Origin of the sequence: Streptomyces sp. Ru72, from assembly GCF_002920635.1 — a bacterium.
Classification (GTDB): domain Bacteria; phylum Actinomycetota; class Actinomycetes; order Streptomycetales; family Streptomycetaceae; genus Streptomyces.
In genome coordinates this window covers 20,466-44,378 of record NZ_PQSR01000013.1, presented here as the reverse complement: position 1 = coordinate 44,378, position 23,913 = coordinate 20,466, and the positions used below count along the sequence as shown (strand labels likewise).

Here is a 23,913-nt window from a genome sequence, read left to right as displayed (position 1 = left end):
GGGGAGGTGCTAGACATCGGCCGTCTTCCTTCCTCGGGAGGTCAGCAGGAGGTAGACGCCCGTCACCGCGAGTAGGAAGAGCAGCAGCAGGACGGACATGGCGGAGCCGGTGCCGAAGTTCCAGGTGACGAAGGACGCCTGGTAGATGTGGACCGAGATGAGGTCGGCTGCCTCGGGGGCGGACTTGCCGAACAGGACGTAGGGCGTGTTGAAGTCGTTGAACGTCCACAGGAACAGCACCAGGAGCAGGACCTGGTTGACCGGGCGGAGCGAGGGCAGGGTGATGCGGCGGATCCGCTGCCACATGCCGGCGCCGTCGAGAGAGGCCGCCTCGTACAGCTCGCCCGGGATGTTCTGCAGGCCGGCCATGACGATGAGGAAGGCGAACGGCCAGCCCTTCCACACGGACACGGTCAGCAGCGCCCAGAAGCTGTTGTTGCCGATGAGCCAGAAGGACGGCTTGTCGGTGAGGTGCAGCTGGTCGTGCAGGACGTGGTTCACCAGGCCGTTGTCGTGCTGGAACATGAACGCCCAGGTGATGACGGCCGCGTACACGGGCAGCGCGTACGGGACGAGGAACAGGGCCCGCAGCAGGCCGCGGCCGCGGAAGGTGTCCTGCATGTAGATCGCCGCCGCCGTGCCGACCAGCCAGCACAGGCCGACCGACAGCAGGGTGAAGGCGACGGTGATGAAGAAGGAGTGCAGCAGTGCCGCGCCGACCGGGGCGTCGAAGTCGACCGACACCTTGTAGTTGGACAGGCCCGCCCAGGGCGCGGTGCCCCAGTCGCGGATGTAGAACTGCGTGAGCACCTTGAAGCTCATCATGACGCCCATCACCATCGGCACCAGGTGAACCAGGAGCTCGAAGACCAGGGCGGGCAGGAGCAGCAGATACGGCAGGGCGTTGCGGCGGATCCTTCCGGGGCGGCGGCGGGGCAGGCGTTTCGCCGCCCCGGAAGGGCTCTTGTGCACGGCAGCCTCTGCGGGAGCAGTGGTCATCATCGTGCTCACTTCGCCGGCATCTGCTGCTGTGCCTTCTCCAGTGCCGCCTTCACCGAGTCGGTGGTGACCGGGCGTCCGGCGGCCGCGTCGGCGAGCAGGTCCTTGACGGCGGTACCGACGGCCGTTTCGAACTGGGACTCGTCGGCGACCTGCGGCATCGGGGCGGCGCTCTTGGCGAGGGTGTCCTTCAGGACCTTGTCGGCCGGCGTGTTGAAGGCGGGGTCCGCCTGGGCCGTCTTGACCGGCGGGATGGAGCTGTATGCCTCGTTGAGGATCTTCTGCTCCCCGTCGCTGGTCATGAACTTCACGAACTTCAGGGCGCCGTCGAGGTTGTCGGTGTTCTTGAAGACGGCCAGGTTGATGCCCGCGACCATCGAGTTGGTCTGTGTGCCGGTCCCGGGGGTGCCGGACTGCACGGGTACGGGGGCGACGCCGTAGGTGTCCTCGCTCATGCCCTGGGACTTGAGGTTGGCGGTCGCGGACTGCCACAGCAGCATCGCCGTCTTGCCCGTGGCGAAGTCGCTGACCGACTGGTTCTGGGCGTACTCGGCGTTGCCCGGCGCGGCGATCTTGTCCTTGGCCATCAGGTCGACGAACTGCTTGACACCGGCGACCGCCCCGTCGTTCGTGAAGTCCGGCTTGCCGTCGGCGGTGAAGAAGTCGGTGCCGTGCTGCTTGGCGAAGACGAAGGCGTGGTGGACGTTCTCGGAGGGGTTCGAGCCCTCGATGCCCAAACCCCACTTGCCGTCCTTGGTGAGCTTCTTGCCGTCGGCGATCAGCTCGTCCCAGGTGGCCGGCGGCTTGGAGATGCCCGCGTCGGCGAACATCTTCTTGTTGTAGTAGAGCGCGTACGACATGGAGTACAGCGGTACGGCGGTCGGGTCCTGGCCCTGCGCTCCCGTCGAGCCGAGCGCGGAGTCGACGAAGCGGTCCTTGCCGCCGATCTTGTCGAAGTTCTTCGCGTCCCAGGGCAGCAGCGCGCCGGTGGCCTGCAGGGAGGCGCTCCAGGTGTTGCCGATGTTGAGGACGTCGGGGCCCTGGCCGGAGGTGGTCGCCGTGAGGATCCGGTTCAGCAGGTCCGACCAGGGGATGACCTCCAGGTTCACCTTGATCCCGGTCTGCTTCGCGAACTTGGCGAGTTCGGGCTGGAGGACCTTCTTGTCGACCTCGATGCTGGCGCCCTGGTTCGAGGCCCAGTAGGTCAGGGTCTTCGGTGAGGCGTTGGACCCGCCACCGCCCATCGGCGAGCCGCCGCCACAGGCGGTCAGGGCGGTGAGCAGGGAAACGGTGACCGCACCGGCGGCCGCGGCTCGGGTTGTGCGCATGGCTCTGGTGTCCCTTTCCGGAGGGAGACCCACGAGTGCGTGCAGTCCCGACCGCACTCACGGGCTTAATTTACGGCGTGATTTAAGCTCTTAAAGAAACGCGCCGTCAAGGGATCGCGCAGCGGTATCTTGCGGAGTCGGGCAGAGTCGGGAGGAACCAACATGGCGGCGCGGAACGGGCGGACAGTGCGCGACCTGCGGCGGGGCAATCGCACCGCCGTACTACAACGGTTGTATTTCGACGGGCCGATGAGCCGCTTCGAGCTGGGCCCGGCCACCCAACTGAGTTCCGGCTCCATCAGCAACGTGGTCGCGGAACTGGTCGCCGACGGCCTGGTGGAGGAGGCGGGCACCGTCGAGTCCGACGGCGGCCGCCCCCGCACTCTGCTCCGCGTCACCCCCGCCAGCGGCCACATGATCGGCATCGACGTGGGCGAAACCCGCGTACGCGTCGAGCTCTTCGACCTCACCCTCACCGAGCTCGCGCGCGCCGAACGGCCCCTGGAGCATCACGGCTACGACGTCGAGACCATCGTCGGCCACATCCGCGACGGCATCGCCGAGGTGCTCGCCGAGACGGACATCGCCCCCGAGCAGCTCCTGGGCGTCGGCATCGGCGTCCCCGGCATCGTGGCCGGCACCCATGAACAGGGGGCCGTGGTCCACGGGCAGACGATCGGCTGGGACGCCGTCCCCCTGGAATCCCTGCTGCGCTCGACGTGCGGACTCCCCGACTCCGTCCCGTACTTCATCGACAACGGCGCCCGGACGCTCGGCCAGGCCGAGATGTGGTTCGGCGCCGGCCGGGGCGCCCGCACCGCGGTCGTCGTGCTCTTCGGCTCCGGGGTCGGCGCCTGTCTCGTCACTCAGGAGGTGGAGCAGGGCCGGTCCGTCGAGTGGGGGCATCTGACCGTACGGGTCAGGGGGCGCCGCTGCCGCTGCGGCGCCCTGGGCTGCCTGGACGCGTACGCGGGCGCCGAGGCGCTCATCGACCGCTGGCGGGAGGAGGGCGGACGCCCGCCGGAGGGCACCGACGAGGAGACCGCCCTGACCGCGATGGTCGCCGCGGCCTACCCGCCCGAGGGCACCGGCACGGACCCGGTGGCACTCGCCGTCCTGGAGGAGGCCGCCGAGTACGTGGGCGCCGGCCTGTCCGACCTGATCAACCTCTTCCAGCCCGAGCGCATCCTCATCGGCGGCTGGGCAGGGCTTCAGCTGGGCACCCGCCTCCTGCCGGCCGTACGCCGGTACGCCGCCTCGTACGCCCTGCGCCATCCGGCCGAACGTGTCTCCATCGACCTCGGCAAGCTCGGCCCGGACGCGGTCACGGTGGGCGCCGCCATCCTGCCCCTCGCCGACTTCTTCGCACACGGCGGGCAGCGAGGCGCGCACGGTCGCGGACGTCACGGCGAGCGCGCGTGATCCGGCCGGGGTGCGTGTCGCGTTTGTTCAAGAGGAGCGCGGCTGCTGTTCCTAGCGTGGAGGCATGAGCGATGCCTACCACAACGTGCACCCCTACCTCGTCGAATGCGCCGCCGAGGCCGCCCGCGTCGCCCGGGGCGTCCGGGCGGAGCTGCTGTCCGAGCCGACCCACTGCACCGGCTGGGACGTCCGTGCCCTGGTGAACCACTGGGTCCTGTACACCTCGCACGGACTCGAACACCGCGCCCTGCGCAAGCAGCTGCCCGAGGAACTGACCGCACGCGACTTCACCGCGGACCCCGGCTGGGCGAGCGGCTACGCCGAGCAGCTCGACCGCGCCGTCGCCGCCTGGGACGACCCCGCCGTGTGGGAGGGGGAGATCGACCTCGGCATGGCGAGGATGCCCGCGGAGGAACTGGCGCGGATGCTCGTCAAGGAGCTGGCCGTCCACGGATGGGACGTCGCCACGGCCACCGGCCAGGAGTTCCGGATCTCCGAGGGCGCCGCCCGGCTCGTCCTGGACGTCGTCGAGACCCACGGCGACCTCTACCGCCAGTACGACGGTTTCGCCGACCCCGTGCCCGTCCCCGAGGACGCGCCCGTCTTCGAGCGAGCCCTGGCGGCGAGCGGACGCGATCCGCGGCAGACCCCGGTGGGCGAAGTGGACCACTGACAAGGCCGGTGATTGGACCAGGGGTCTGCACCAATCGGCGACTAGCGTCGGCGGCGTGCCGAACACCTCTCCCGTCCGCGTCGACGCCTACTTCGACCCCGCCTGCCCCTTCGCCTGGATCACCTCGCGCTGGCTGCTGGAGGTCGAGCGCGAACGCCCGCTCGACCTCCGCTTCCACGTGATGAGCCTGTACCTGCACAACGTGGGCAACGAACTGCCCGACTGGTACCGCACGCTGGTCGACAAGTCGATCGGCCCGGTGCGTGTCGCCGTCGCCGCCGCCGAACGGCACGGCGAGAACGTGCTGCGTGACCTTTACACCGCGTTCGGGACCCGTATCCACGAGCGCGAGGCGGAGGACTTCGACGCGGTGATCACCGAGTCCCTCGCCGAGCTCGGACTGCCGGCCGACCTCGCCGCCGCAGCTCACGACCCCGCGTACGACGAGGCCGTACGCCGCAGCCACGAGGCCGGCGCCGATCCCGGCTCGGGCGGCTATGTGGGAACCCCCACCGTCCATGTGGACAAAACGGTATGGTTCGGCCCGGTGCTGCGGGCCATCCCCCGGGGCGCCGCGGCGGCGGAACTCTTCGACAGCTTCCGGGTCCTGGCCACGCACCCTGACTTCTTCGAGCTGAAGAGGACCAGGACGGGGGCACTCCGCTTCGACTGACCGAAAGCTGGTGCCTGCCGCGGTACCAAGCAGGTCGGGCGAAGTCGGCTGTGATTCGGCAGCGCCCTGAACGGGCGCGGGGAACTGCGCGACCAGCCACGATGGTGCCGCGGTGGATCGACGGCCCATCGTGGCACTTCCAGCGGAGCGCTCAGGCCCCGAGCGCCGTCAGTGCCGGAAGCCGGGCCTCGTCGTAGCGGTCGAGTACGACCCGCGCCACCTCCGGCGCGGGTCCCAGCACCTCGGCCAGCACGTCCGCCCCGGCCGCGCCCCGCGCGATGCGGTCCGGCAGGAAGCCGGGCGCCAGGACGTACGGCGCCACGGCCACCCGGGCGCAGCCCAGCGCGCGCAGTTCGCGTACCGCGTCCTCGGTGCGCGAGAACCCTGCGGGAGATGCAGCGGAGGCGAACGCAGGCCGCACGGCGCACCAACCGGTGTGCCGCCACTCCCGCGCGATGTCAGCGATCACTGCGATCGCCTCCGGGTCGGTGGACCCCGCCGAGGCCAGCACGACCCCGGTCGAGGACTTGTCGGCGGGGGCCAGTCCCGCCTCGTGCAAACGGCGTTCGAGGGCCCGCGTCAGCAGTGGTGAGGGGCCCAGCACGTCCGCCTGCCGGATCCGCAGCCGTGGCGGGGCCTTCCGCAGGACCGCGGGGATGTCGGCCTTGGCGTGGAACGCGCGAGTCAGCAGGAGGGGGAGTGCCACCACGTCCCGGACGCCCTCAGCCGCAAGGGACTCGAGCACCCCGTGCACGGACGGGACGTTGAAGTCCAGGAACCCGGTCTCCACCCGCAGCCCCGGCCGCAGCGACCGCACCCGCCGTACGAGGGCGTGCACGGTCCCGGCGTGCCGCGCGTCGCGGCTGCCGTGGGCGATCACCAGGAGGACCGGGTTGTGCATGACGCGGCTCAGCCCTTCACCAGCAGACCGCGGCTGCGCAGTACCCACCGCTCCAGCGGGCTGAAGATCAGCAGGTCGATGGCGATGCCGACGAACAGGATCAGGATGATGGCCTCGAACACCATGGACATCGAGCTCGCGTTGCGGCCGTTCTCCAGCAGCGCGCCCAGGCCGATGCCGAGGTCGGGCGAGGAGGCGATGATCTCCGCCGCCATCAGCGAGCGCCAGGAGAACGCCCAGCCCTGCTTCAGCCCCGCGAGGTAGCCCGGCAGCGCGGCCGGCAGCACGATGTGCCAGGCGCCCCGCAGACCGGTCGCGCCCATCGTGCGCCCCGCACGCAGGAACAGCGGCGGCACCTGGTCGATGCCGGAGACCAGGCCGTTGGCGATGGAGGGGACGGCGCCGAGCAGGATCACCGCGTACATCATCGAGTTGTTCAGGCCCAGCCAGATCACCGCCGGCGGCACCCACGCCACCGACGGCAGCGACTGAAGACCGGACAGGACCGGGCCGATGGCCGCGCGCACGAACTTCACGCGCGCCACCAGCAGACCCAGCGGGGTGCCGATCGCCAGCGCGAACAGGAAGCCCAGCAGACCGCGCGAGACGCTGGTCCAGATGTAGCCGAGCAGCGTGCCCTGCAGCCAGGCGTCCTTGAACTCGCCCGCCACGGCGCCGGGGGAGGGCAGCTTGGTCGGATCGTCGACGACCTTGAACGAGATCAGCGCCTGCCACACCACCAGGACCAGCGCGATTCCCACGAGCGGCGGGAGGATCTTGTTGACGAACGTCTGCCGGAAGGGCGTACGGCCGGTGACCGTGGTCTCCAGCGCGTCGAGACCGGCCTCGACACCGTCCAGTTCGGCGCCCGCCGTGGTCTTCGTCTCAGTGCTGGCCATGACGGCGGATCTCCCCACGCAGTACTTCGGTGATCTCGCGGGACAACTCCGCGACGGGCGCGTCCTCGATGCGGCGAGGCTGCGGAATGTCCACCGTCCACTCGCGGGCGATGCGCCCCGGACGGGATGACAGCAGCACCACGCGCTGCGCGAGCCGCACCGCCTCGCGCACGTTGTGCGTGACGAACAGGACCGAGACTCCCGTCTCCGCCCAGATACGGGTGAGCTCGTCGTGCAACAGGTCCCGGGTGATGGCGTCCAGGGCGGCGAACGGCTCGTCCATCAGGAGCAGCCGGCTGTCCTGCGCCAGCGCGCGGGCCATGGCGACCCGCTGGCGCATACCACCGGACAGCTCGTGCACCCGCTTGCCGTACGACCCCTTCAGGCGTACGAGTTCGAGCAGTTCTTCCGCACGGTCGCGGCGGTCGCGCTTCGCGACGCCCCTGAGTTTCAGGGCGAGTTCGATGTTCTTGCCCGCGGTCAGCCACGGGAACAGGGCGTGCTCCTGGAACATCAGGGCCGGGCGGCCGTCCGTCGTGATGGCGCCGTCGGTCGGCTCGTCCAGGCCCGCCACCAGGTTCAGCAGCGTGGACTTGCCGCAGCCCGAGGCCCCCAGGAGGGTGACGAACTCGCCCGGCGCGACATCGAGGCTGATGTCGTCCAGCACGAGCTGCCGCCCGCCCGGCACCGGGAAGGACTTCGAGACGTGCTCAAGGCGTGCCGCCTGGTCGACGGACTCGGCGGCCTCGGCGAGGGTCGTGGCCATGGTCGTCACCTCCTGAGAACTCATCGGCTGCGGGCTTACTTGACGCCGAGACCGGCGTCGCTGACGGTCGGCTCACCCTCGGCCTTAAGGACCTTGTTCAGGAGGATGAGGTCGTAGATGCCGTCCAGCTGCGGGTCCTTCAGCAGGCCGGCCTTGACCGCGTGCTGCGCCTCGGTGTTCAGCGTGGAGGCCAGCGGGTCGTCGGTGAACTGGATGGACTTCCACGCCGGGTCGAGGACCTTCGCCGGGAGCGCCTTGCCGGAGTCGACCGCCAGCTGCTGGTTGGCCGCCTCCTTCGCCGCGTCCGGGTTGGCCTTGATCCACTTGTTGGTCTCGACGGACGCCTTCAGCACGGCCTCGACGGCCTTCGGGTGCTCCTTGAGGAACTTCTGCGACACGATGATGTTCGTGATCACGAACTTCTTGTCCGGCCACAGCGAGGACTCGTCCAGCAGCACCTTGCCGCCCTCGGCGACCAGCTTGGACGCGGTCGGCTCCGGCACCCAGGCGCCGTCGACGGAGCCGGACTTGAAGGCGTCCGGGGTGACCTTGTTGTCGGTGCGGACCACCGACACATCGCCCTTGCCGCTCTGCGCGTCGACCTTCCAGCCCTGCTCCGCGATCCAGTTGAGGAACGCCACGTCCTGCGTGTTGCCGAGCTGTGGGGTGGCGATCTTCTTGCCCTTGACGTCCGCCAGGGACTTGATCTTCTTCGGGTCGACCACGAGCTTCACGCCGCCGGACGCCGAACCGCCGATGATGCGCAGGCTCTTGCCGTCGGACTTGGTGTAGCCGTTGATCGCCGGGGAGGGGCCGATCCAGCCGATGTCGATGGAACCGGAGTTCAGCGCCTCGATCTCCGAGGGGCCCGCGTTGAAGATCTGGTACTTGGCCTGGGTGGCGCCGAGCGCCTTCTGGAAGAAGCCCTTCTGGACACCCACGAGCGCGGTGCCGTGGGTGAGGTTGCCGAAGTAGCCGATCTTGACGGAGTCGAGGCCGTCGATCTTCTGGGCACCGGCGGCGACCTTCTGGTCCGCCGGGGTGCTGGTCGCCTTGGAGCCGTAACCGCAGGCGGCGAGCGTGAGGAGGGGGAGAGTGGCGGCCACGGCTATGCCGCGGCGGAAGAGTGTCGAGCGGATGGCAGGCACGGGAGGGTTTCCTCTCGTTGGCCCGGCGGTCACGGTCTTTCAGGTCGTGGCCGGGAGGTCGGCAGGTCTTCGTTTACGCAGGCAGTGGGGGGACGGGGCGCGCAGGCAGTGCGCGTACGTCATCGCGCACATCGCGCCACTCCGCCCTGCCCGCTGCCGAGGGCGCCGCTGCCGACACGGCCGCCCTCCTTGGCGAACGTCGAGTAGAAGCAGGTGGTGGTCATGATCAGAAGTCCCACCCGTCGTCGTCGGCCTCGTCCTTGACCGGCTCGGGCGCGGCGAACGACTCGCCGACCATTCCGGCGGTCAGCGTGGTGCCGTCGGACGGGTCGATCAGGATGAACGAACCCGTGCGGCGCGAGTCCGCGTACGAGTCCACCGGCAGCGGCTCGGCGGTACGGATCTTCACCCGGCCGATGTCGTTGGCGACGAGCTGCCCCGGGTGCGGGTGCAGGGACAGGTCGTCGAGCGTGAGCCGGGACGGGATGTCCTTGACGATCGCCTTGACGGTGCGGGTGCCGTGCTTGAGCAGCACGCGGTGACCGACCGTCAGCGGCTGGTCGGCGACGTGGCAGACGGTCGCCTCGATGTCCTGGGTGGTCGGCGGCGCGTCCTTGCTGGGCACGATCAGGTCGCCGCGCGAGATGTCGATGTCGTCCTCGAGGAGCAGCGTCACCGACTGCGGTGTCCAGGCCACGTCGACCGGCTCGCCCAGCAGGTCGATGCCGGAGACCTTCGTCGTACGGCCGGACGGCAGGACGGTGACCTGGTCGCCGACCCGGAAGGAGCCGGCCGCGATCTGACCGGCGTAACCCCGGTAGTCGGGGTGCTCGGTGGTCTGCGGGCGGATCACGTACTGCACGGGCAGCCGGGCGTGGCAGTGCGCCAGGTCGTGGCTGACCGGGACGGTCTCCAGGTGCTCCAGGACGGTCGGGCCGCCGTACCAGTCCATGTGGGCGGACGGCTCCACCACGTTGTCGCCCTCGAGCGCCGAGATCGGGATCGCGGTGACCTCCGGGACGCCCAGCTCGGTCGCGTACGCCGTGAACTCCTCGGCGATCTTCGCGAAGACGGACTCCTGGTAGCCGACCAGGTCCATCTTGTTCACGGCGAGGACCACGTGCGGGACGCGCAGCAGGGCGGCGATCGCCGCGTGGCGGCGGGTCTGCTCGACGACGCCGTTGCGGGCGTCGACCAGGACGACGGTCAGCTCGGCGGTGGAGGCGCCGGTGACCATGTTGCGGGTGTACTGCACATGGCCGGGGGTGTCGGCGAGGATGAACCGGCGTCGGGGCGTGGCGAAGTAGCGGTACGCCACGTCGATGGTGATGCCCTGCTCGCGCTCGGCGCGCAGACCGTCGGTGAGCAGGGCCAGGTCCGGGCCCTCCTGGCCGCGGCTGGCCGACGCCCGCTCCACGGCCTCCAGCTGGTCGGCGAGGACCGACTTGGAGTCGTGCAGCAGCCGCCCGACGAGGGTGGACTTGCCGTCGTCGACCGAACCGGCGGTGGCGAACCGCAGGAGGGTGGTGGCGGAGAGTTCCGTGGTCGTGGTCATGCTTAGAAGTACCCCTCGCGCTTGCGGTCCTCCATGGCGGCCTCCGAGAGCTTGTCGTCGGCCCGGGTCGCGCCCCGCTCGGTCAGCCGGGAGGCGGCGATCTCGGTGATGACCTGCTCCAGGGTCACCGCGTCGGAGTCCACGGCACCGGTGCAGGACATGTCGCCGACGGTGCGGTAGCGCACGAGGCGCTTCTCGACGCTCTCGCCGTCCTTGGGGCCGCCCCACTCACCGGCGGTCAGCCACATGCCGCTCCGCTGGAACACCTCGCGCTCGTGGGCGAAGTAGATCTCGGGCAGCTCGATGCCCTCCCGGGCGATGTACTGCCAGACGTCCAGCTCGGTCCAGTTCGACAGCGGGAACACGCGCACGTGCTCGCCGGGCGCATGCCGCCCGTTGTACAGCTGCCACAGCTCGGGGCGCTGGCGGCGCGGGTCCCACTGCGAGAACTCGTCCCGCAGCGAGAACACCCGCTCCTTGGCGCGCGCCTTCTCCTCGTCACGCCGGCCGCCGCCGAACACGGCGTCGAACCGCTCGGACTGGATCTTCTCCGTCAGCGGCAGCGTCTGCAGCGGGTTGCGGGTGCCGTCCGGGCGCTCCTTGAGCACACCGCGGTCGATGTAGTCCTGCACGGAGGCGACATGCAGCCGCAGGTTGTGCTTCGCCACCGTGCGGTCGCGGTACTCGATGACCTCGGGGAAGTTGTGCCCGGTGTCCACGTGCAGCAGCGCGAACGGCACCGGCGCGGGCGCGAACGCCTTCAGCGCCAGGTGCAGCATGACGATGGAGTCCTTGCCGCCGGAGAAGAGGATCACCGGGTTCTCGAACTCGCCCGCCACCTCGCGGAAGATGTGCACCGCCTCGGACTCGAGGGCGTCCAGGTGGGAGAGGGCGTACGGGCTGCTGTCCGTTCCCTCCTGAATACCGGCCACGGTCGTCATGCCAGTCCCCTTTCGCTGAGCAGCGCGTACACGGACGCCGCGGACTCCTGCACGGTCTGGTGCTGCGACTCGATCCGCAGATCCGGCGACTCGGGCTCCTCGTAGGGGTCGTCGACGCCCGTCAGGCCCTTCAGCTCACCGGCGGCCTGCTTGGCGTACAGACCCTTCACATCGCGCACCGAGCAGACGTCGACCGGGGTGGCCACGTGCACCTCGAGGTACGCCGTCCCGTTCTGCTGGTGGCGCTTGCGCACCGCCTCCCGGCTGTCCGCGTACGGAGCGATGACCGGGACGAGGGTCTTGACCCCGTTGCTGGCCAGCAGTTCGGCGACGAAGCCGATGCGCTGCACGTTGGTGTGCCGGTCCTCCCGGCTGAAGCCGAGGCCCGCGGAGAGGAACTCGCGGATCTCGTCGCCGTCGAGCACCTCGACCCGGTGGCCCTCCTCGCGCAGCCGGCCCGCCAGCTCGTGGGCGATGGTGGTCTTGCCCGCGCTCGGCAGACCCGTGAGCCAGACGGTGGCTCCGCTCGTCACGTGTGTCTCCTGAATCTCTGTCATGGTCAGCCGTGCAGCCCGCACTCGGTCTTGGCGCGGCCCGCCCAGCGGCCGGCGCGTGCGTCCTCGCCCTGAAGGACCCGGCGGGTGCAGGGCGCGCAGCCGACGGAGGCGTAGCCGTCCATCAGCAGGGGGTTGGTCAGCACGCCGTGCTCGGCGACGTAGGCGTCCACGTCGTCCTGCGTCCAGCGGGCGATCGGCGAGATCTTGACCTTCTGCCGCTTCTCGTCCCAGCCGACGACCGGGGTGTTCGCGCGGGTCGGGGACTCGTCCCGGCGTAGGCCGGTCGCCCAGGCGTCGTAGCCCTTGAGGCCCTCCTCGAGCGGCTGGACCTTGCGCAGCTTGCAGCACAGGTCGGGGTCGCGGTCGTGCAGCTTCGGGCCGTACTCGGCGTCCTGCTCGGCGACCGTCTGGCGCGGGGTGAGCGTGATGACGTTGACGTCCATCACAGCCTCGACCGCGTCGCGGGTGCCGATGGTCTCCGGGAAGTGGTAGCCGGTGTCGAGGAACACCACGTCGACGCCGGGCATCGCACGGGAGGCGAGGTGGGCGACCACCGCGTCCTCCATGGACGAGGTCACGCAGAAGCGGTTGCCGAAGGTGTCGGCCGCCCACTGGAGGATCTCCAGCGCGGAGGCGTCCTCCAGGTCGCGGCCGGCCTGCTCGGCGAGCGCCTTCAGCTCCTCGGCCGTCCGTTCGGTCTGAGTCGTGCTCATATCTCGTCCCCTCCGCTGTCGGCTCGCTGAAGCCCCTGGGCGAGCAGCCCGAGGAACTTCAACTGGAAGGCTCGATTGCACGCCGCGCATTCCCACGCGCCGTGGCCCGCTTCGCTCGGACGCAGGTCTTCCTCGCCGCAGTAGGGGCAGTAGAAGGGCGCCGCACGCTCGCTCACGACAACGCCTCCTCGGAAGCCCGGGAAGCCCAGGTCGCGAACCGCTCGCCGTCCTCGCGCTCCGCCTGGAAGCGCTTGAGGACGCGCTCGATGTAGTCCGGCAGCTCCTCCGCGGTGACCTTCAGACCGCGGACCTTGCGGCCGAACCCCGCCTCGAGGCCGAGCGCGCCGCCCAGGTGCACCTGGTAGCCCTCGACCTGCTCGCCCTTGTCGTCGAGGACCAGCTGGCCCTTCAGGCCGATGTCCGCGACCTGGATACGGGCGCAGGCGTTCGGGCAGCCGTTGAGGTTGATGGTGATCGGCTCGTCGAAGTCCGGCAGACGCCGCTCCAGTTCGTCGATGAGCGAGGAACCGCGCTGCTTGGTCTCGACGATGGCGAGCTTGCAGAACTCGATGCCGGTGCAGGCCATGGTGCCGCGCCGGAACGAGGACGGCTTGGCGGTGAGGTCGAGCGCCTCCAGGCCGTCGACCAGGGAGTCGACCTGGCCCTCCTCGACATCAAGGATGATCATCTTCTGCTCGACGGTGGTGCGGACCCGGCCCGAGCCGTGCGCCTCCGCCAGGTCGGCGATCTTCGTGAGCGTGGTGCCGTCGACGCGGCCGACGCGCGGGGCGAAACCGACGTAGTAGCGGCCGTCCTTCTGACGGTGGATGCCGACGTGGTCGCGCCACTGCTGGACGGGCTGCTCGGGAGCGGGACCGTCGACCAGCTTCCGCCCCAGGTACTCGTCCTCGAGCACCTGGCGGAACTTCTCGGCGCCCCAGTCGGCGACCAGGAACTTCAGACGGGCCCGGTTGCGCAGCCGCCGGTAGCCGTAGTCGCGGAAGATCGACAGGACGCCCTCGTAGACGTCCGGGACCTCCTCCAGCGGCACCCACGCGCCCAGCCGCACGCCCAGCTTGGGGTTGGTGGACAGACCGCCGCCGACCCACACGTCGAAGCCCGGCCCGTGCTCGGGGTGCCGGACGCCGACGAACGCCACGTCGTTGATCTCGTGGACCACGTCGAGGAGCGGCGAGCCGGAGATGGCCGTCTTGAACTTCCGGGGGAGGTTCGAATACGCCTTGTTGTTCAGGACGCGGCGCTTCATCTCCTCGAGCGCCGGGGTGGCGTCGATGATCTCGTCCTCGGCGATGCCGGCGACGGGGGAGCCGATCATCACACGGGGGGTGTCGCCGCAGGCGGTGACCGTGGACAGGCCCACCGACTCCAGGCGGTTCCAGATCTCGGGCACGTCCTCCACCCGGATCCAGTGGTACTGGACGTTCTGCCGGTCGGTGATGTCGGCCGTGCCGCGCGCGAACTCCTGCGAGATCTCGCCGATGACGCGCAGCTGCCGGGTGGTGAGCGCTCCACCGTCGATGCGGACCCGCATCATGAAGTACTTGTCGTCCAGCTCCTCCGGCTCCAGGATCGCGGTCTTGCCGCCGTCGATCCCGGGCCTGCGCTGGGTGTACAGGCCCCACCACCGCATCCGGCCCCGAAGGTCGTTGGGGTCGATCGAGTCGAAACCCGCCTTGGAGTAGATCGTCTCAATGCGTGTCCGAACATTGAGACCGTCGTCGTCCTTCTTGAACTGTTCGTTGCCGTTGAGCGGGGTGAAGTGACCTGCGGCCCACTGACCCTCGCCACGGTGACGGCTCACCTTGCGGCGGGGCGTGGCGGGATTCTGCGGGGTGGCGGCCATGGTGAGTACGTCCTTCGGGACAAGCGGGGGAGCGGGGCTCTGACCTGCACATGCGGGCACACGACAAAACGTGCGCGTCCTTGCGCGAGGGTGGGGAAAGGGAAATCCGGTGCTGGCTGGAGGCTGTCAGCTCGCCGGACAGATGGCGCTGGACATGCGGCCGAGATCGACGTGCCGTCGACTCACCAAGGCAATTCCAGTTCCAGACATGACGAAAGCGTGTCATGGCGATCTGGACACAGTCCAGCTTCGTCCATCATGCGGACACCCTTGTCCCGTCATGTGGGACAAGGGTGTTGTCGGTCACATCACCCGGACGCGCTCGCGTCCGCGCAGGTCAGAGGGCGTGCGCCCCTGGCCAGGGGCCCGGGGCGGCAATCTCCGCCTGCTCCTCGACCTTGGTGTCGAACAGCCGGAACCCGCGGCGGAGGTAGTTCTTCATGGCGTGCTCCCCGTCCAGGCTGCACGTATGCAGCCAGACCCGCTTCGTCGGCGTCCGCCGCGGCCAGCGGTCCGCGAGGTCCCAGGCGCGGGCGGTCCCGTACGACAGCAGGTGTCCGCCGATCCGCCGCCCCCGGAAGGCCGGCAGCAACCCGAAGTAGACGATCTCCACGACTCCGTCGTCCTGCGGTTCCAGCTCGACGTATCCCGCGGGCGTGCCCCGGTCGTAGGCGACCCAGGTCTCCACGCCCGGCCGGTCCAGGTGCTCCTGCCAGCGCGCGTACGTCCAGCCGAGCCGGTCGATCCAGCGGATGTCCCCGCCGACCGACGCGTACAGGAACCGGCTGAACTCCGGCGAGGGCACCTCGGCGCGGACGATCCGGACATCGCGGTCGGGGGCCGCGGCGGGGAGCAGATCGCTCGGGGACGTCTGCTCCATGGACCACGTGGTCACGGTCATGCTGCTCATGCGGTCAGGGAATCACGACCTCGAGCGGTACGACAAAGGGCCCCGGCATCCTGCCCGGCCGGTCGGCACGCTACTTCAGGGCGTCGTCCACCGCGTCCAGTGGCACCGCGTACAGCACCCGCCCGTCGGCAGGACCCGATCCGTCGTCGCCCGCCGCGCCCTGAGTGAGCGTCCACAGCTCGCCCGTCTCCCGCCAGTACGACAGGGACGCGGTGTGGCGGCCCCAGCAGGCATGGGTTCCGTCGGCCGCACAGGTGGCCGTCTGCGCGCCGGAGGTGGTCTGCCGCCACAGCGTGCTGTGCCGACCGCCGACCGAGGGGGCGCGGTCGACGTACCAGTCGGTCCGTGCCGCCCCGTCGCTCCGGTGCGCCAGTACGCCCTGCACCCCGGCCGCCGCCGTCTCGTAGGCCTCCGCCGCCCTGACGTCGCCGTGCGCGTCGGTGGCGAGCAGGCCCGCGCGGTCGGGCGCCGTGCTGAACGCGTACCGCCACACCCGGGCGGTGCGCCCATGGCCCCCGGGGCGCAGCGACTCGCTCGCCACCAGGCCGGCCGGGACGGTGGTGCGGTCGAGGGAGAGCGTGGAGAAGCAGGGCACCCCGTGGTCGTCGGCCGCCGAACAGGGGCCGCCGGTCAGCCGGTAGGAGCCGACCGCCGGCAGCACGTACTGGTAGCCGTCCGCCGCGTAGCCGCCGTCGACCCGTCCGATCGCGGCGCTGTCGACGTTGGTTCGCAGGATCCGGTGCAGGTCGAACACCAGCAGGGAGTCGCGTGCGGTGACGAAGAGTTTGTCCCGGTACCAGACCATGCCGGACAGACCGCTGCGGACGGCGGTGAAGTCCTGGCCCCCGGCGCGCGGAGCGACCAGCAGGACCCAGCGGTAGGCGAGGCGGTAGGGGTCGTCGGCGTCGACGAAGGCGACCCGGGCGAGGCCCCGCTCGGCGGCGGGGCCGCCGGGGCGGTCCTGGTGTGTCCAGCCGGACAGGACGACCCGGTCCGGGCCCCACAGGCCGTCGGCCTCGGCGTCCCCCGAGGTGGTCACGGACCGCGGCACCCACTGCGGGGTCGTCGCGTCGCCGTGGTCCCAGCAGTACGCGCGCGTGGCGGCCGGGCGCACGGGCAGCGCGGCGGTCTCGGCGGCGTCGCACCCGGACCGGTCGCGCATGGTGCGGTCGGCGGAGGAGAGGACGCCGTGGACGTCGACGGCGCCGCCCATCGCGCGGGTGAGCGTGTCCAGGGTGCGGTGGTCCGTGAGGTCCTCGTGGAGGCGGAGCTTCGCGGTCTCGGCAGCCGAGGTGACGCGGGTCAGGCCCCCGGGGTTGTCGCCGCCCGCGGCCTGCGAGGTGCTGATCAGCGTGGCGGCGGCGGTCAATGCCAGCGCGGTGCCGGCCAGCGTCGCCCGCAGCGCACGCCCCCGGCGCCTGCGGCGGTGCCTGCCACGGTGCTTCATACAACCTCCCGGCGTAGGCCAACTGCTCCTGGTGGTCCGTAGGTTGACTTCAGGAGCGGGTGGGGTGGCCTGTAAGGAGGGATGCTACGGCAGACGGATGGGGGACCGGCCGAAGACCCGGGAAAAGCAGGGTTATCCCCACGTTCGGGTGCGCCGGGTCCTCACCCCCGGCGCCGTCGAGTGGGGCAGCAGGTCGTTCGGGTCGTCCGGGGTGAGCAGGTCCACCTCCGCCGACTCGCGGAAACGATACGGCCGGTGTTCCAGGAACGCCCCCAGGTACCGCCGTACCCGGGACATCTCGGCGCGGACCGTGACCGTGCGGGCCGGGTCGCCGAACAGGTCGGACGCCAGGGCCGCGGCCGTGCGGCCCTCGCGGTGCAGGGCCAGCAGGTACAGCAGTTCCGCGTGCCTGGGGCTGAGTTCATGGGTCCAGGAGCCCGTGTCGCCGCAGACCGTCACCGACCAGCGGCGCGGATGGGAGACGTCCAGGACGATCCGGGTCACCTGTGCGGGCGCGGGCGCGTCCGCGGCGCGGATCAGCCAGCCGCCGGGCAGCGGCTCCACCGTGCAGGGGCCGAGCGCCGGCAGCAGGCAGCGGCCGGGCCCGAGCGACGCCGGCAGCGCCACCCGGCCGGTGTAGGGCATCCCGGTCACCGCCGCCGTCCAGCCGTCCCTGTCCACGGCCACCGCCCGGCCACCGAGCCGCGCGAGCAGCGGCGCCGCCACCGCGCGCAGCCTCTCCAGCGCGTTCAGATGCGTCTCCCGCAGCCGGGCCTCCGCGAGCCGGGCCACCGACTCCACCCACGCGAGCGTCGCCGGATGCATCGTCTCCAACGGGCCGCTCACGTCCACCACCCCGAGCAGCCGGCCGTCGCGCGGGTCGGTGATCGGAGCGCCGGTGCACGTCCAGGTGGCGTGGGAGCGTACGAAGTGCTCGGAGGCGAACACCTGTACGGGCCGCCGGGTCACCGCCGGGGTGCCCACGCCGTTGGTGCCGACGATCCCCTCGCCCCAGTCGGCGCCCGGCTCGAAGCCCAGCCCGTCCGCCTTGCGCAGCACCGGCGCGCTGCCCTCGCGCCACAGGATCCGCCCGTCCGCGTCCGCGACGACCATGATGTGGTGCGCGACGTCCGCGACCGACAGCAGGCCCTCGCGCAGCACCGGCAGCACCTGCCGCAGCGGGGAGTCCTGGCGGCGGCGCTCGATCTCGTCACGGCCCAGCGGGTCGGCACGGACGTCGTGGTCGGGGTCGACCCCGCGGCGCAGCATCCGCCCCCAGGACGCCTCGATCACCGGACGCGGCGGGACGGGAGCGCGCTGCCCCGCGAGCGTCGCGCTGCGCACCTCGCTGAGCAGGCGCGCCGCCTTCCCGACGTCCAGGGCGGCGAGCCGCGTGACCTCTCTGGCCGAATACGCCACTGGAAACCTCCCCCAAGGCTGTCCGTCCCCGTCGACGGATTCCGGCCGGAGGCGTCCCCCGGCCCGTGTCGACGGTGCTCCTCATACTGCCGTCTACGACCGGCGGAGGGGGGAAGTCCGGCCAGAGCGGGCACGGGTTGCAACCTTTTGCAACCCTGGCGAAGGGCCAAGCCGTGGTTGAAACTTGTGCAACGCCGCTCAGACGGCGTCCGCGCTCCTTGAACGGGGCCGGCAGGCGGGGGTGGTGCCGAGTCGGCGCAGCACCACCCCCGCCGCCATCGATCCCTACGGCCGGAGCACCTCAGGCGACCGGCCGCGCCCGCTGCACCACCGCGGCCAGATCCAGGGTGTGCGGCAGAGTGCCGAACGCCGCGCCCCAGTCGCCGCCCAGGCGCGAGGCGCAGAAGGCGTCCGCCACCTCCGGGGGCGCGTACTGCACAAGGAGCGCCCCCTGGAGCACCAGTGCGATCCGCTCCACCAGGCGGCGCGCCCGGGCCTCGATGCCCTCCAGGTCGGCGAGTTCGGTGAGCAGATTCTTGATCGCGCCGTCCAGACGGTGGTCCGCGCCGCGCGCCCGGCCCACCTCCTGGAGGAAGGCGTCCAGGGCGTGCGGCTCCCGCTGGAGCGCGCGCAGCACGTCGAGCGCCTGCACATTGCCCGCGCCCTCCCAGATGGAGTTCAGCGGCGACTCGCGCAGCAGCCGGGGCATGCCGGACTCCTCGACGTAGCCGTTCCCGCCGAGGCACTCGGCGGCCTCCGTCACCACCGGCGTGCACCGCTTGGTCACCCAGTACTTGGCGGCCGGCACCGCGAGCCTGAGGAACGCCCGCTCCCGCTCGCTCCCGTCGTCGTACGCCGCCGCCAGCCGCAGCCCCAGCGCCGTCGCCGCCTCCGACTCCAGGGCCAGATCCGCGAGCACGTTGCGCATCAGCGGCTTGTCCAGCAGCCGCCCGCCGAACGCCTCCCGGTAGGTGCAGTGGTGGATCGCCTGTACCACCGCCTGTCGCATCAGCGACGCCGAGCCGAGGACGCAGTCGAGCCGGGTCGCCGCCACCATCTCGATGATGGTGCGCACCCCGCGCCCCTCCTCGCCGACCCGGCGCGCCCAGGTGCCGTCGAACTCGACCTCGCTGGAGGCGTTGGAACGGTTGCCGAGCTTGTCCTTCAGCCGCTGGATCATGAACACGTTCCGCGTGCCGTCCTCGAGCACCCGCGGCACCAGGAAGCAGGTCAGCCCCCCCGGGGCCTGCGCCAGCACCAGGAACCCGTCCGACATGGGCGCCGAGCAGAACCACTTGTGGCCCGTCAGCTCGTACGTGCCGTCCTCGGCGAGCGGCCGGGCCGTCGTCGTGTTGGCGCGTACGTCGCTGCCGCCCTGCTTCTCCGTCATGCCCATCCCGAAGATCACGCCGGCCTTCTCGGCGGCCGGGCGCAGTCCCCGGTCGTAGACCAGGGAGGTCAGCCGGGGCTCCCACTCGGCGGCGAGGACGGGATCCGTGCGCAGCGCGGGCACGGCGGCGTGGGTCATCGACAGCGGGCAGCCGTGGCCCGCCTCCACCTGGCTCCAGATCACGAACGACGCCGCCCGGCGCACATGCCCGCCCGGCCGCGACCAGGCCGCGGTCAGCCCCGCGGCGACCCCCTTGCCGAGGAGACGGTGCCAGGACGGGTGGAACTCCACCTCGTCGATGCGGTTGCCGTAGCGGTCGTGCGTGCGCAGCTTGGGTGGGTTCTCGTTGGCCTGCGCCCCCCACTCCTGCACCTGCGCTGAGCCCGCGCTGAGCCCGAGCCCCGATAGCTCGGCGCGCACCTCGTCCAGGAGCGCGGGGTCAAGGTGCCGCTCGACGGCCTCCACGAGGGCACGGTCAGCGGTGAAGACGTCATATCCGACCAGCGGCGGAGCCTGATTGGTCACGGTGTGCGTGCTGGCTGCCATGGGGCGAACCTACCCCTCGGTACGCGATCGGTCACCCGTATCGCCGAGCGGATGCGCCACACCCGGGGGCCGCCCCACTGCGGGGTGAGCAGCGGCCCGGGCGGCGGATACCGTTAAGGCGTGCAGCCAGCAGCAAGTGAAACCTCCGAGCGGCCGCCCGGCCGTCTCCACCGGGCGCGTGCCCTCTACCGGAACGTCTCCAAGCGCAGGACCGCCTGGCTGCTGCTGAAGGACATCGTCGACTCGTGCATGGAGTACCGCGTCCTGGGGCTGGCCGCCGAGGCGGCCTTCTTCACCCTGCTCTCCGTGCCGCCGCTGCTGTTGTGCCTGGTCGGACTGCTCGGCTACGTCGACCACTGGACCGGGACCGACACCATCCAGAGCCTGCAGAACAACATCCTGGACGCGTCCCGCACGGTGCTGTCCGACCGGGGCGTCAAGGAGATCGCCCAGCCGATCCTGCACGACGTGCTCAAGGCCGGCCGGCCCGACGTCGTCTCCATCGGCTTCCTCTTCGCCCTGTGGTCCGGCTCCCGCGCGGTGAACGTCTTCATCGACACGATCACGGTGATGTACGGGCTCGACGGGACCCGGGGCATCGTGAAGACCCGGCTGCTGGCGTTCGTGCTGTTCATCGTGGCGCTGCTGATCGGTTCGGTGGCGCTTCCGCTGATGGTGGCGGGTCCCGACGCGGTGGTGAACGTCGTGCCCTGGTCCACGACCGTGGTGCAGGTCCTGTACTGGCCGGTGGTCATCGTCCTGTCGATCGTGTTCCTGACCACGCTCTACCACGTGTCCGTCCCCGTGCGCTCACCCTGGGTGGAGGACGTGCCGGGAGCCCTGGTCGCCCTCGCGATGTGGGTGCTGGGCAGCTTCCTGCTGCGCATCTACCTGACGCACACGGTCGAGGGCCCCACGATCTACGGTTCGCTGGCCGCCCCCGTGGCCGTCCTGCTGTGGATCGGCGTGTCCGCCTTCGCCGTCCTGGTGGGCGCCGCCGTCAACGCCGCGATCGACCGCGTGTGGCCGGCCGCTGCGACGGCGGCGGCCCGCGAGGCGAACGAGCGGCTGCGCGCGGAGCAGGCCGCCGAGTACGTGGCCCGCGCCGCCTCGGTCCGCGCGACCGACCCCGACGACCCGGACATGCCCTCGGAGTTCCCGGAACGCTGGTCCCGCTTCCTGCCCCCGGAGGACGTCACCTCCCGCCTGCGCACGCAGGTGCGCAGCAGCCAGATCCACCAGCAGAAGAGGGAGGGACCGGCGGACTGAGCGGCGGCATAGCCTGAGAGGCGTGGCTGTCGACCGAGGCTTCGTTCCCGCCGGGTACGCCGAGCGGGCGTCCCTGCTCCCGGGCGCCGTCGTGTGGACCAACCTGCCCTCCGCCGCCGGATGGCCGGTGCTGCCCGACGGCTGCATGGACCTGCTGTGGACCGAGGGCAGGCTCCTGGTCGCCGGCCCCGACACGCGCGCGTACCGCCCCGAGGGCCCGCCCGTCCGCTGGGCCGGCGTCCGTTTCCACCCCGGCACCGCACCCGCCTACCTGGGCGTCCCCGCTCACGAACTGCGCGACCGGCGCGTCGAGCTGGCCGACCTGTGGCCCGCGGCCGAGGTGCGCCGGCTGACCGGCCGCGTGGACGCCGCCGCCGACCCCGCCACGGCGCTGGAGGAGGTCGCCCTGGAGCGCGCCGCCCGCTCCCCGGAACCCGACCCGCTGCTGGGCGCGGTGGTCGCGGCGCTCGGCTCGGGCCGCCCGGTCGCCGTCACCGCCGACGCACTCGGCCTGAGTGCACGCCAGTTGCACCGCCGCTCGCTCGCCGCGTTCGGCTACGGCCCGAAGACGCTGGCCCGCGTGCTGCGACTGCAACGCGCCCTCGCGCTGGCCCGCTCGGGGGTGCCGCTCGCCGGGACCGCGGCCCGCGCGGGCTTCGCCGACCAGGCGCATCTGGCCCGGGACGTGCGGGAGCTGGCGGGGATGCCGCTGACGGACCTACTCGCGCGGCGGTAGGTCCGCGAAGAGGTCCACCCCGTTGCCGTCGGGGTCGTGCACGACCGCGTACCGCATCCCCCACACCGCGTCCCAGGGCTTGAGCTCGCCGTGGTACCCGGCGCCCACCAGGTCCTCGTAGACGCCGTCGACCTCGGCGGGGGAGTCGCACCGGAAGGCGAGCGAGACGCGTCCGCCGCCGACGGGCGGCCGCCACCCGGGGTGGAAGGACCGCACGGTCTCCTCTGGGTCCAGCGCGAACCGCAGCCCCCCGGGCAGTTCCGCCTCGACGTGCGGCAGATCCTCGGCACCCTCGGGAAAGACGAGCCCGAGGCGACGGTAGAAGGCGAGGGAGGCGGCCAGGTCGGAGACCACCAGGCCGATCACATCGAATCGTGGAGTCATGCGGCCACGCTAGGGGTGCGATCGGGGGCGGGTCTTGAAGGAATCGGACAGGTCCCCGGGGCCGAAAGTTTCGGTGCCCGTCCGCTGTTGGGACGGCCCCGCCACACGTCTAGGCTCGGAGCCATGCCGTCCCGCGTCCTCGTGTACTCCCGCACCACCGCCTACCGCCACGACTCCATCCCCGACGCCGTCGCCGCCGTACGCGACCTCGGGGCCGCGCACGGTTTCGAGGTCGACGCCACCGAGGACCCGGGGGCCTTCGAGACCTCCCTCGGGGCGTACGGCGCGGTCGTCTTCCTCTCCACCAGCGGTGAGGTGCTGACCCCGCCGGGGCGGGAACAGCTGACGGGGTATCTGCGCGACGGCGGCGGTTTCGTCGGCGTGCACGCGGCCGCCTGCACCGAGTACGACTGGCCGTACTACGGCGAACTGCTGGGCGCCTGGTTCGACCGGCACCCCGAGTACCAGCCGGGCAAGGCCGCCATCGAGGACCGCGGTCATCCGGCGACGCGGCATCTGCCCGCCGTCTGGGAGTTCACGGACGAGTGGTACGACTTTCGCACCAATCCGCGCGATTCGGTCCGGGTGCTCGTCTCCGCCGACGAGTCGTCGTACGAGGGCGGCGGCATGGGTGCCGACCATCCGCTCGCCTGGTGCCGTGAGCAGGGCGCGGGCCGGGTCTTCTACACGGCCCTCGGGCACGCCTCCGAGGCGTACGAGGACCCCGACTTCCGAGGCCACCTCCTGGGCGGCATCCGCTGGGCGGCCGGGTGGGAGGCGTAGGCCTCCGGGCGTGCGCGGCCTCGCGCCCCAGTGTCAGTGCCCCCCTCTAAGGTGGCGCCGAGTTGAAAGGCCCGACGCCGGGAGGGGCTGCGATGGGCGCGAGTGATTGGGAGTACGTCACTTCCTACGAGGGGACGATCGAGAAGTCGTTGGAGGCCCTGCACGCCCGGGTCTTCCAGCAGACCTACGGCGACGACGACACGTACCGCAGCCTCGAGGAGCTGTGGGACGACGGGGAGTTCATGGGGCAGGAGGGCACCCACTCCATCCTCGACATCGACCGCGTCGTCCACACCACGGCCGCCCCGTCGCCGAGCGACGTACGGGACTACGGGACGCTGCGCCCCCTGGCGCACGACCGCCTCGTCCATCACTTCGGCACCGATCGCCCGACGCCGGGCCGCTTCGAGGAGGTGCTCGCCCGGGCACGTGCGGCCCTGAGGTACGGGCCCGATGCCGGGGAGTCACTGCTCGACGAATGCCGCATGCGCTGGACCGGCGTGTACGTCGTCCTGTACACGGACGACGAGCCGACCCACTTGGGCATATTCGGCTACTCGGGCGACTGACCGGTACCGGCGGAGGAGCGT

25 protein-coding genes are annotated in these 23,913 nt (G+C 71.0%); 7 read left to right on the top strand and 18 right to left on the bottom strand.

Annotated elements, in window-relative coordinates:
* Positions 1 to 9: 9 nt before the first annotated feature.
* Positions 10 to 1,002, bottom strand: coding sequence for a carbohydrate ABC transporter permease (locus C3488_RS08975; protein WP_103838861.1), 993 nt, complete (start codon positions 1,000 to 1,002; stop codon positions 10 to 12).
* Positions 1,003 to 1,007: 5 nt separating this feature from the next.
* On the bottom strand, positions 1,008 to 2,327 hold the full coding sequence (locus tag C3488_RS08970) for a sugar ABC transporter substrate-binding protein (protein WP_103838800.1): 1,320 nt from the start codon (positions 2,325 to 2,327) through the stop codon (positions 1,008 to 1,010).
* A gap of 162 nt (positions 2,328 to 2,489) precedes the next feature.
* On the opposite strand from C3488_RS08970, the gene C3488_RS08965 reads away from it, so the two are divergent.
* From C3488_RS08965 to C3488_RS08955, 3 genes are all read left to right on the top strand, one after another.
* Complete coding sequence (locus tag C3488_RS08965) at positions 2,490 to 3,749, top strand: ROK family transcriptional regulator (protein WP_103838799.1); 1,260 nt, start codon at positions 2,490 to 2,492, stop codon at positions 3,747 to 3,749.
* A gap of 64 nt (positions 3,750 to 3,813) precedes the next feature.
* The gene (locus tag C3488_RS08960) at positions 3,814 to 4,422 is read left to right on the top strand and encodes a TIGR03086 family metal-binding protein (RefSeq protein WP_103838798.1); all 609 of its coding nucleotides are present in this window, start codon (positions 3,814 to 3,816) and stop codon (positions 4,420 to 4,422) included.
* A gap of 55 nt (positions 4,423 to 4,477) precedes the next feature.
* Positions 4,478 to 5,095, top strand: coding sequence for a DsbA family protein (locus C3488_RS08955; protein ID WP_181138944.1), 618 nt, complete (start codon positions 4,478 to 4,480; stop codon positions 5,093 to 5,095).
* 151 nt (positions 5,096 to 5,246) lie between these two features.
* On the opposite strand, the gene C3488_RS08950 is transcribed toward C3488_RS08955, so the two are convergent.
* From C3488_RS08950 to C3488_RS08880, 15 genes are all read right to left on the bottom strand, one after another.
* Positions 5,247 to 5,996, bottom strand: coding sequence for a sirohydrochlorin chelatase (locus tag C3488_RS08950; protein ID WP_103838796.1), 750 nt, complete (start codon positions 5,994 to 5,996; stop codon positions 5,247 to 5,249).
* Between the two features lie 8 nt (positions 5,997 to 6,004).
* Positions 6,005 to 6,895, bottom strand: coding sequence for an ABC transporter permease (locus C3488_RS08945; protein WP_103838795.1), 891 nt, complete (start codon positions 6,893 to 6,895; stop codon positions 6,005 to 6,007).
* Positions 6,882 to 7,685 (bottom strand): ABC transporter ATP-binding protein, encoded by an 804-nt coding sequence (locus C3488_RS08940; protein WP_181138943.1) that lies wholly within the window; start codon positions 7,683 to 7,685, stop codon positions 6,882 to 6,884. The genes C3488_RS08945 and C3488_RS08940 overlap by 14 nt, the downstream gene beginning before the upstream one ends.
* 11 nt (positions 7,686 to 7,696) lie before the next feature.
* Entirely contained in the window at positions 7,697 to 8,809 is a 1,113-nt protein-coding gene (locus C3488_RS08935; protein ID WP_103838793.1) for an aliphatic sulfonate ABC transporter substrate-binding protein, read from the bottom strand.
* Between the two features lie 226 nt (positions 8,810 to 9,035).
* A complete protein-coding gene (locus tag C3488_RS08925) occupies positions 9,036 to 10,364 on the bottom strand; it encodes a sulfate adenylyltransferase subunit 1 (protein WP_103838791.1) in 1,329 nt (442 codons plus the stop codon).
* Positions 10,365 to 10,366: 2 nt separating this feature from the next.
* Positions 10,367 to 11,305 carry a sulfate adenylyltransferase subunit CysD gene (gene cysD, locus C3488_RS08920; protein ID WP_103838790.1) on the bottom strand — a complete coding sequence of 313 codons (939 nt, stop codon included), beginning with the start codon at positions 11,303 to 11,305 and terminating at the stop codon, positions 10,367 to 10,369.
* On the bottom strand, positions 11,302 to 11,838 hold the full coding sequence (cysC, locus tag C3488_RS08915) for an adenylyl-sulfate kinase (RefSeq protein WP_258053344.1): 537 nt from the start codon (positions 11,836 to 11,838) through the stop codon (positions 11,302 to 11,304). Before cysC ends, cysD begins: the two co-directional genes overlap by 4 nt.
* 26 nt (positions 11,839 to 11,864) lie before the next feature.
* Positions 11,865 to 12,575: a phosphoadenylyl-sulfate reductase gene (locus C3488_RS08910; RefSeq protein WP_103838788.1), complete on the bottom strand. Its 711-nt coding sequence runs from the start codon at positions 12,573 to 12,575 to the stop codon at positions 11,865 to 11,867.
* Positions 12,572 to 12,751, bottom strand: coding sequence for a hypothetical protein (locus C3488_RS08905; RefSeq protein ID WP_103838787.1), 180 nt, complete (start codon positions 12,749 to 12,751; stop codon positions 12,572 to 12,574). Before C3488_RS08905 ends, C3488_RS08910 begins: the two co-directional genes overlap by 4 nt.
* Positions 12,748 to 14,439, bottom strand: a complete 1,692-nt coding sequence (locus C3488_RS08900; RefSeq protein WP_103838786.1) for a nitrite/sulfite reductase — start codon at positions 14,437 to 14,439, stop codon at positions 12,748 to 12,750. The genes C3488_RS08905 and C3488_RS08900 overlap by 4 nt, the downstream gene beginning before the upstream one ends.
* 126 nt (positions 14,440 to 14,565) lie before the next feature.
* Complete coding sequence (locus C3488_RS42540; RefSeq protein ID WP_309486338.1) at positions 14,566 to 14,649, bottom strand: putative leader peptide; 84 nt, start codon at positions 14,647 to 14,649, stop codon at positions 14,566 to 14,568.
* Between the two features lie 127 nt (positions 14,650 to 14,776).
* Positions 14,777 to 15,349: a GNAT family N-acetyltransferase gene (locus tag C3488_RS08895; protein ID WP_103838785.1), complete on the bottom strand. Its 573-nt coding sequence runs from the start codon at positions 15,347 to 15,349 to the stop codon at positions 14,777 to 14,779.
* A gap of 70 nt (positions 15,350 to 15,419) precedes the next feature.
* On the bottom strand, positions 15,420 to 16,796 hold the full coding sequence (locus tag C3488_RS08890) for a hypothetical protein (protein WP_103838784.1): 1,377 nt from the start codon (positions 16,794 to 16,796) through the stop codon (positions 15,420 to 15,422).
* Positions 16,797 to 16,928: 132 nt separating this feature from the next.
* Positions 16,929 to 18,215: a GAF domain-containing protein gene (locus tag C3488_RS08885; protein WP_103838783.1), complete on the bottom strand. Its 1,287-nt coding sequence runs from the start codon at positions 18,213 to 18,215 to the stop codon at positions 16,929 to 16,931.
* Positions 18,216 to 18,516: 301 nt separating this feature from the next.
* Positions 18,517 to 20,151, bottom strand: coding sequence for an acyl-CoA dehydrogenase family protein (locus C3488_RS08880; RefSeq protein WP_103838782.1), 1,635 nt, complete (start codon positions 20,149 to 20,151; stop codon positions 18,517 to 18,519).
* 120 nt (positions 20,152 to 20,271) lie between these two features.
* Between C3488_RS08880 and C3488_RS08875 the strand changes: the two genes are divergently transcribed.
* A complete protein-coding gene (locus C3488_RS08875) occupies positions 20,272 to 21,420 on the top strand; it encodes a YihY/virulence factor BrkB family protein (RefSeq protein ID WP_103838781.1) in 1,149 nt (382 codons plus the stop codon).
* 22 nt (positions 21,421 to 21,442) lie between these two features.
* Positions 21,443 to 22,156: a helix-turn-helix transcriptional regulator gene (locus C3488_RS08870; protein ID WP_103838780.1), complete on the top strand. Its 714-nt coding sequence runs from the start codon at positions 21,443 to 21,445 to the stop codon at positions 22,154 to 22,156.
* Here C3488_RS08870 and C3488_RS08865 read toward each other — a convergent pair.
* Positions 22,139 to 22,540, bottom strand: a complete 402-nt coding sequence (locus C3488_RS08865) for a VOC family protein (RefSeq protein WP_103838779.1) — start codon at positions 22,538 to 22,540, stop codon at positions 22,139 to 22,141. The two genes, C3488_RS08870 and C3488_RS08865, sit on opposite strands and share 18 nt — an antisense overlap.
* A gap of 123 nt (positions 22,541 to 22,663) precedes the next feature.
* Between C3488_RS08865 and C3488_RS08860 the strand changes: the two genes are divergently transcribed.
* Positions 22,664 to 23,323, top strand: coding sequence for a ThuA domain-containing protein (locus C3488_RS08860; RefSeq protein WP_103838778.1), 660 nt, complete (start codon positions 22,664 to 22,666; stop codon positions 23,321 to 23,323).
* A gap of 92 nt (positions 23,324 to 23,415) precedes the next feature.
* Positions 23,416 to 23,892, top strand: a complete 477-nt coding sequence (locus tag C3488_RS08855; RefSeq protein WP_103838777.1) for a hypothetical protein — start codon at positions 23,416 to 23,418, stop codon at positions 23,890 to 23,892.
* Positions 23,893 to 23,913: the final 21 nt, after the last annotated feature.

Coding starts and splice junctions, on each gene's coding strand:
- C3488_RS08855 (WP_103838777.1), top strand. CDS start 23,416: ATGGGCGCGAGTGATTGGGAGTACGTCACTTCCTACGAGGGGACGATC.
- C3488_RS08975 (WP_103838861.1), bottom strand. CDS start 1,002: ATGATGACCACTGCTCCCGCAGAGGCTGCCGTGCACAAGAGCCCTTCC.
- C3488_RS08900 (WP_103838786.1), bottom strand. CDS start 14,439: ATGGCCGCCACCCCGCAGAATCCCGCCACGCCCCGCCGCAAGGTGAGC.
- C3488_RS08865 (WP_103838779.1), bottom strand. CDS start 22,540: ATGACTCCACGATTCGATGTGATCGGCCTGGTGGTCTCCGACCTGGCC.
- C3488_RS08925 (WP_103838791.1), bottom strand. CDS start 10,364: ATGACCACGACCACGGAACTCTCCGCCACCACCCTCCTGCGGTTCGCC.
- C3488_RS08880 (WP_103838782.1), bottom strand. CDS start 20,151: ATGGCAGCCAGCACGCACACCGTGACCAATCAGGCTCCGCCGCTGGTC.
- C3488_RS08860 (WP_103838778.1), top strand. CDS start 22,664: ATGCCGTCCCGCGTCCTCGTGTACTCCCGCACCACCGCCTACCGCCAC.
- C3488_RS08940 (WP_181138943.1), bottom strand. CDS start 7,685: ATGAGTTCTCAGGAGGTGACGACCATGGCCACGACCCTCGCCGAGGCC.
- C3488_RS08950 (WP_103838796.1), bottom strand. CDS start 5,996: ATGCACAACCCGGTCCTCCTGGTGATCGCCCACGGCAGCCGCGACGCG.
- C3488_RS42540 (WP_309486338.1), bottom strand. CDS start 14,649: ATGTCTGGAACTGGAATTGCCTTGGTGAGTCGACGGCACGTCGATCTC.
- C3488_RS08965 (WP_103838799.1), top strand. CDS start 2,490: ATGGCGGCGCGGAACGGGCGGACAGTGCGCGACCTGCGGCGGGGCAAT.
- cysD (WP_103838790.1), bottom strand. CDS start 11,305: ATGACGACCGTGGCCGGTATTCAGGAGGGAACGGACAGCAGCCCGTAC.
- C3488_RS08945 (WP_103838795.1), bottom strand. CDS start 6,895: ATGGCCAGCACTGAGACGAAGACCACGGCGGGCGCCGAACTGGACGGT.
- C3488_RS08910 (WP_103838788.1), bottom strand. CDS start 12,575: ATGAGCACGACTCAGACCGAACGGACGGCCGAGGAGCTGAAGGCGCTC.
- C3488_RS08960 (WP_103838798.1), top strand. CDS start 3,814: ATGAGCGATGCCTACCACAACGTGCACCCCTACCTCGTCGAATGCGCC.
- C3488_RS08895 (WP_103838785.1), bottom strand. CDS start 15,349: ATGAGCAGCATGACCGTGACCACGTGGTCCATGGAGCAGACGTCCCCG.
- C3488_RS08970 (WP_103838800.1), bottom strand. CDS start 2,327: ATGCGCACAACCCGAGCCGCGGCCGCCGGTGCGGTCACCGTTTCCCTG.
- C3488_RS08890 (WP_103838784.1), bottom strand. CDS start 16,796: ATGAAGCACCGTGGCAGGCACCGCCGCAGGCGCCGGGGGCGTGCGCTG.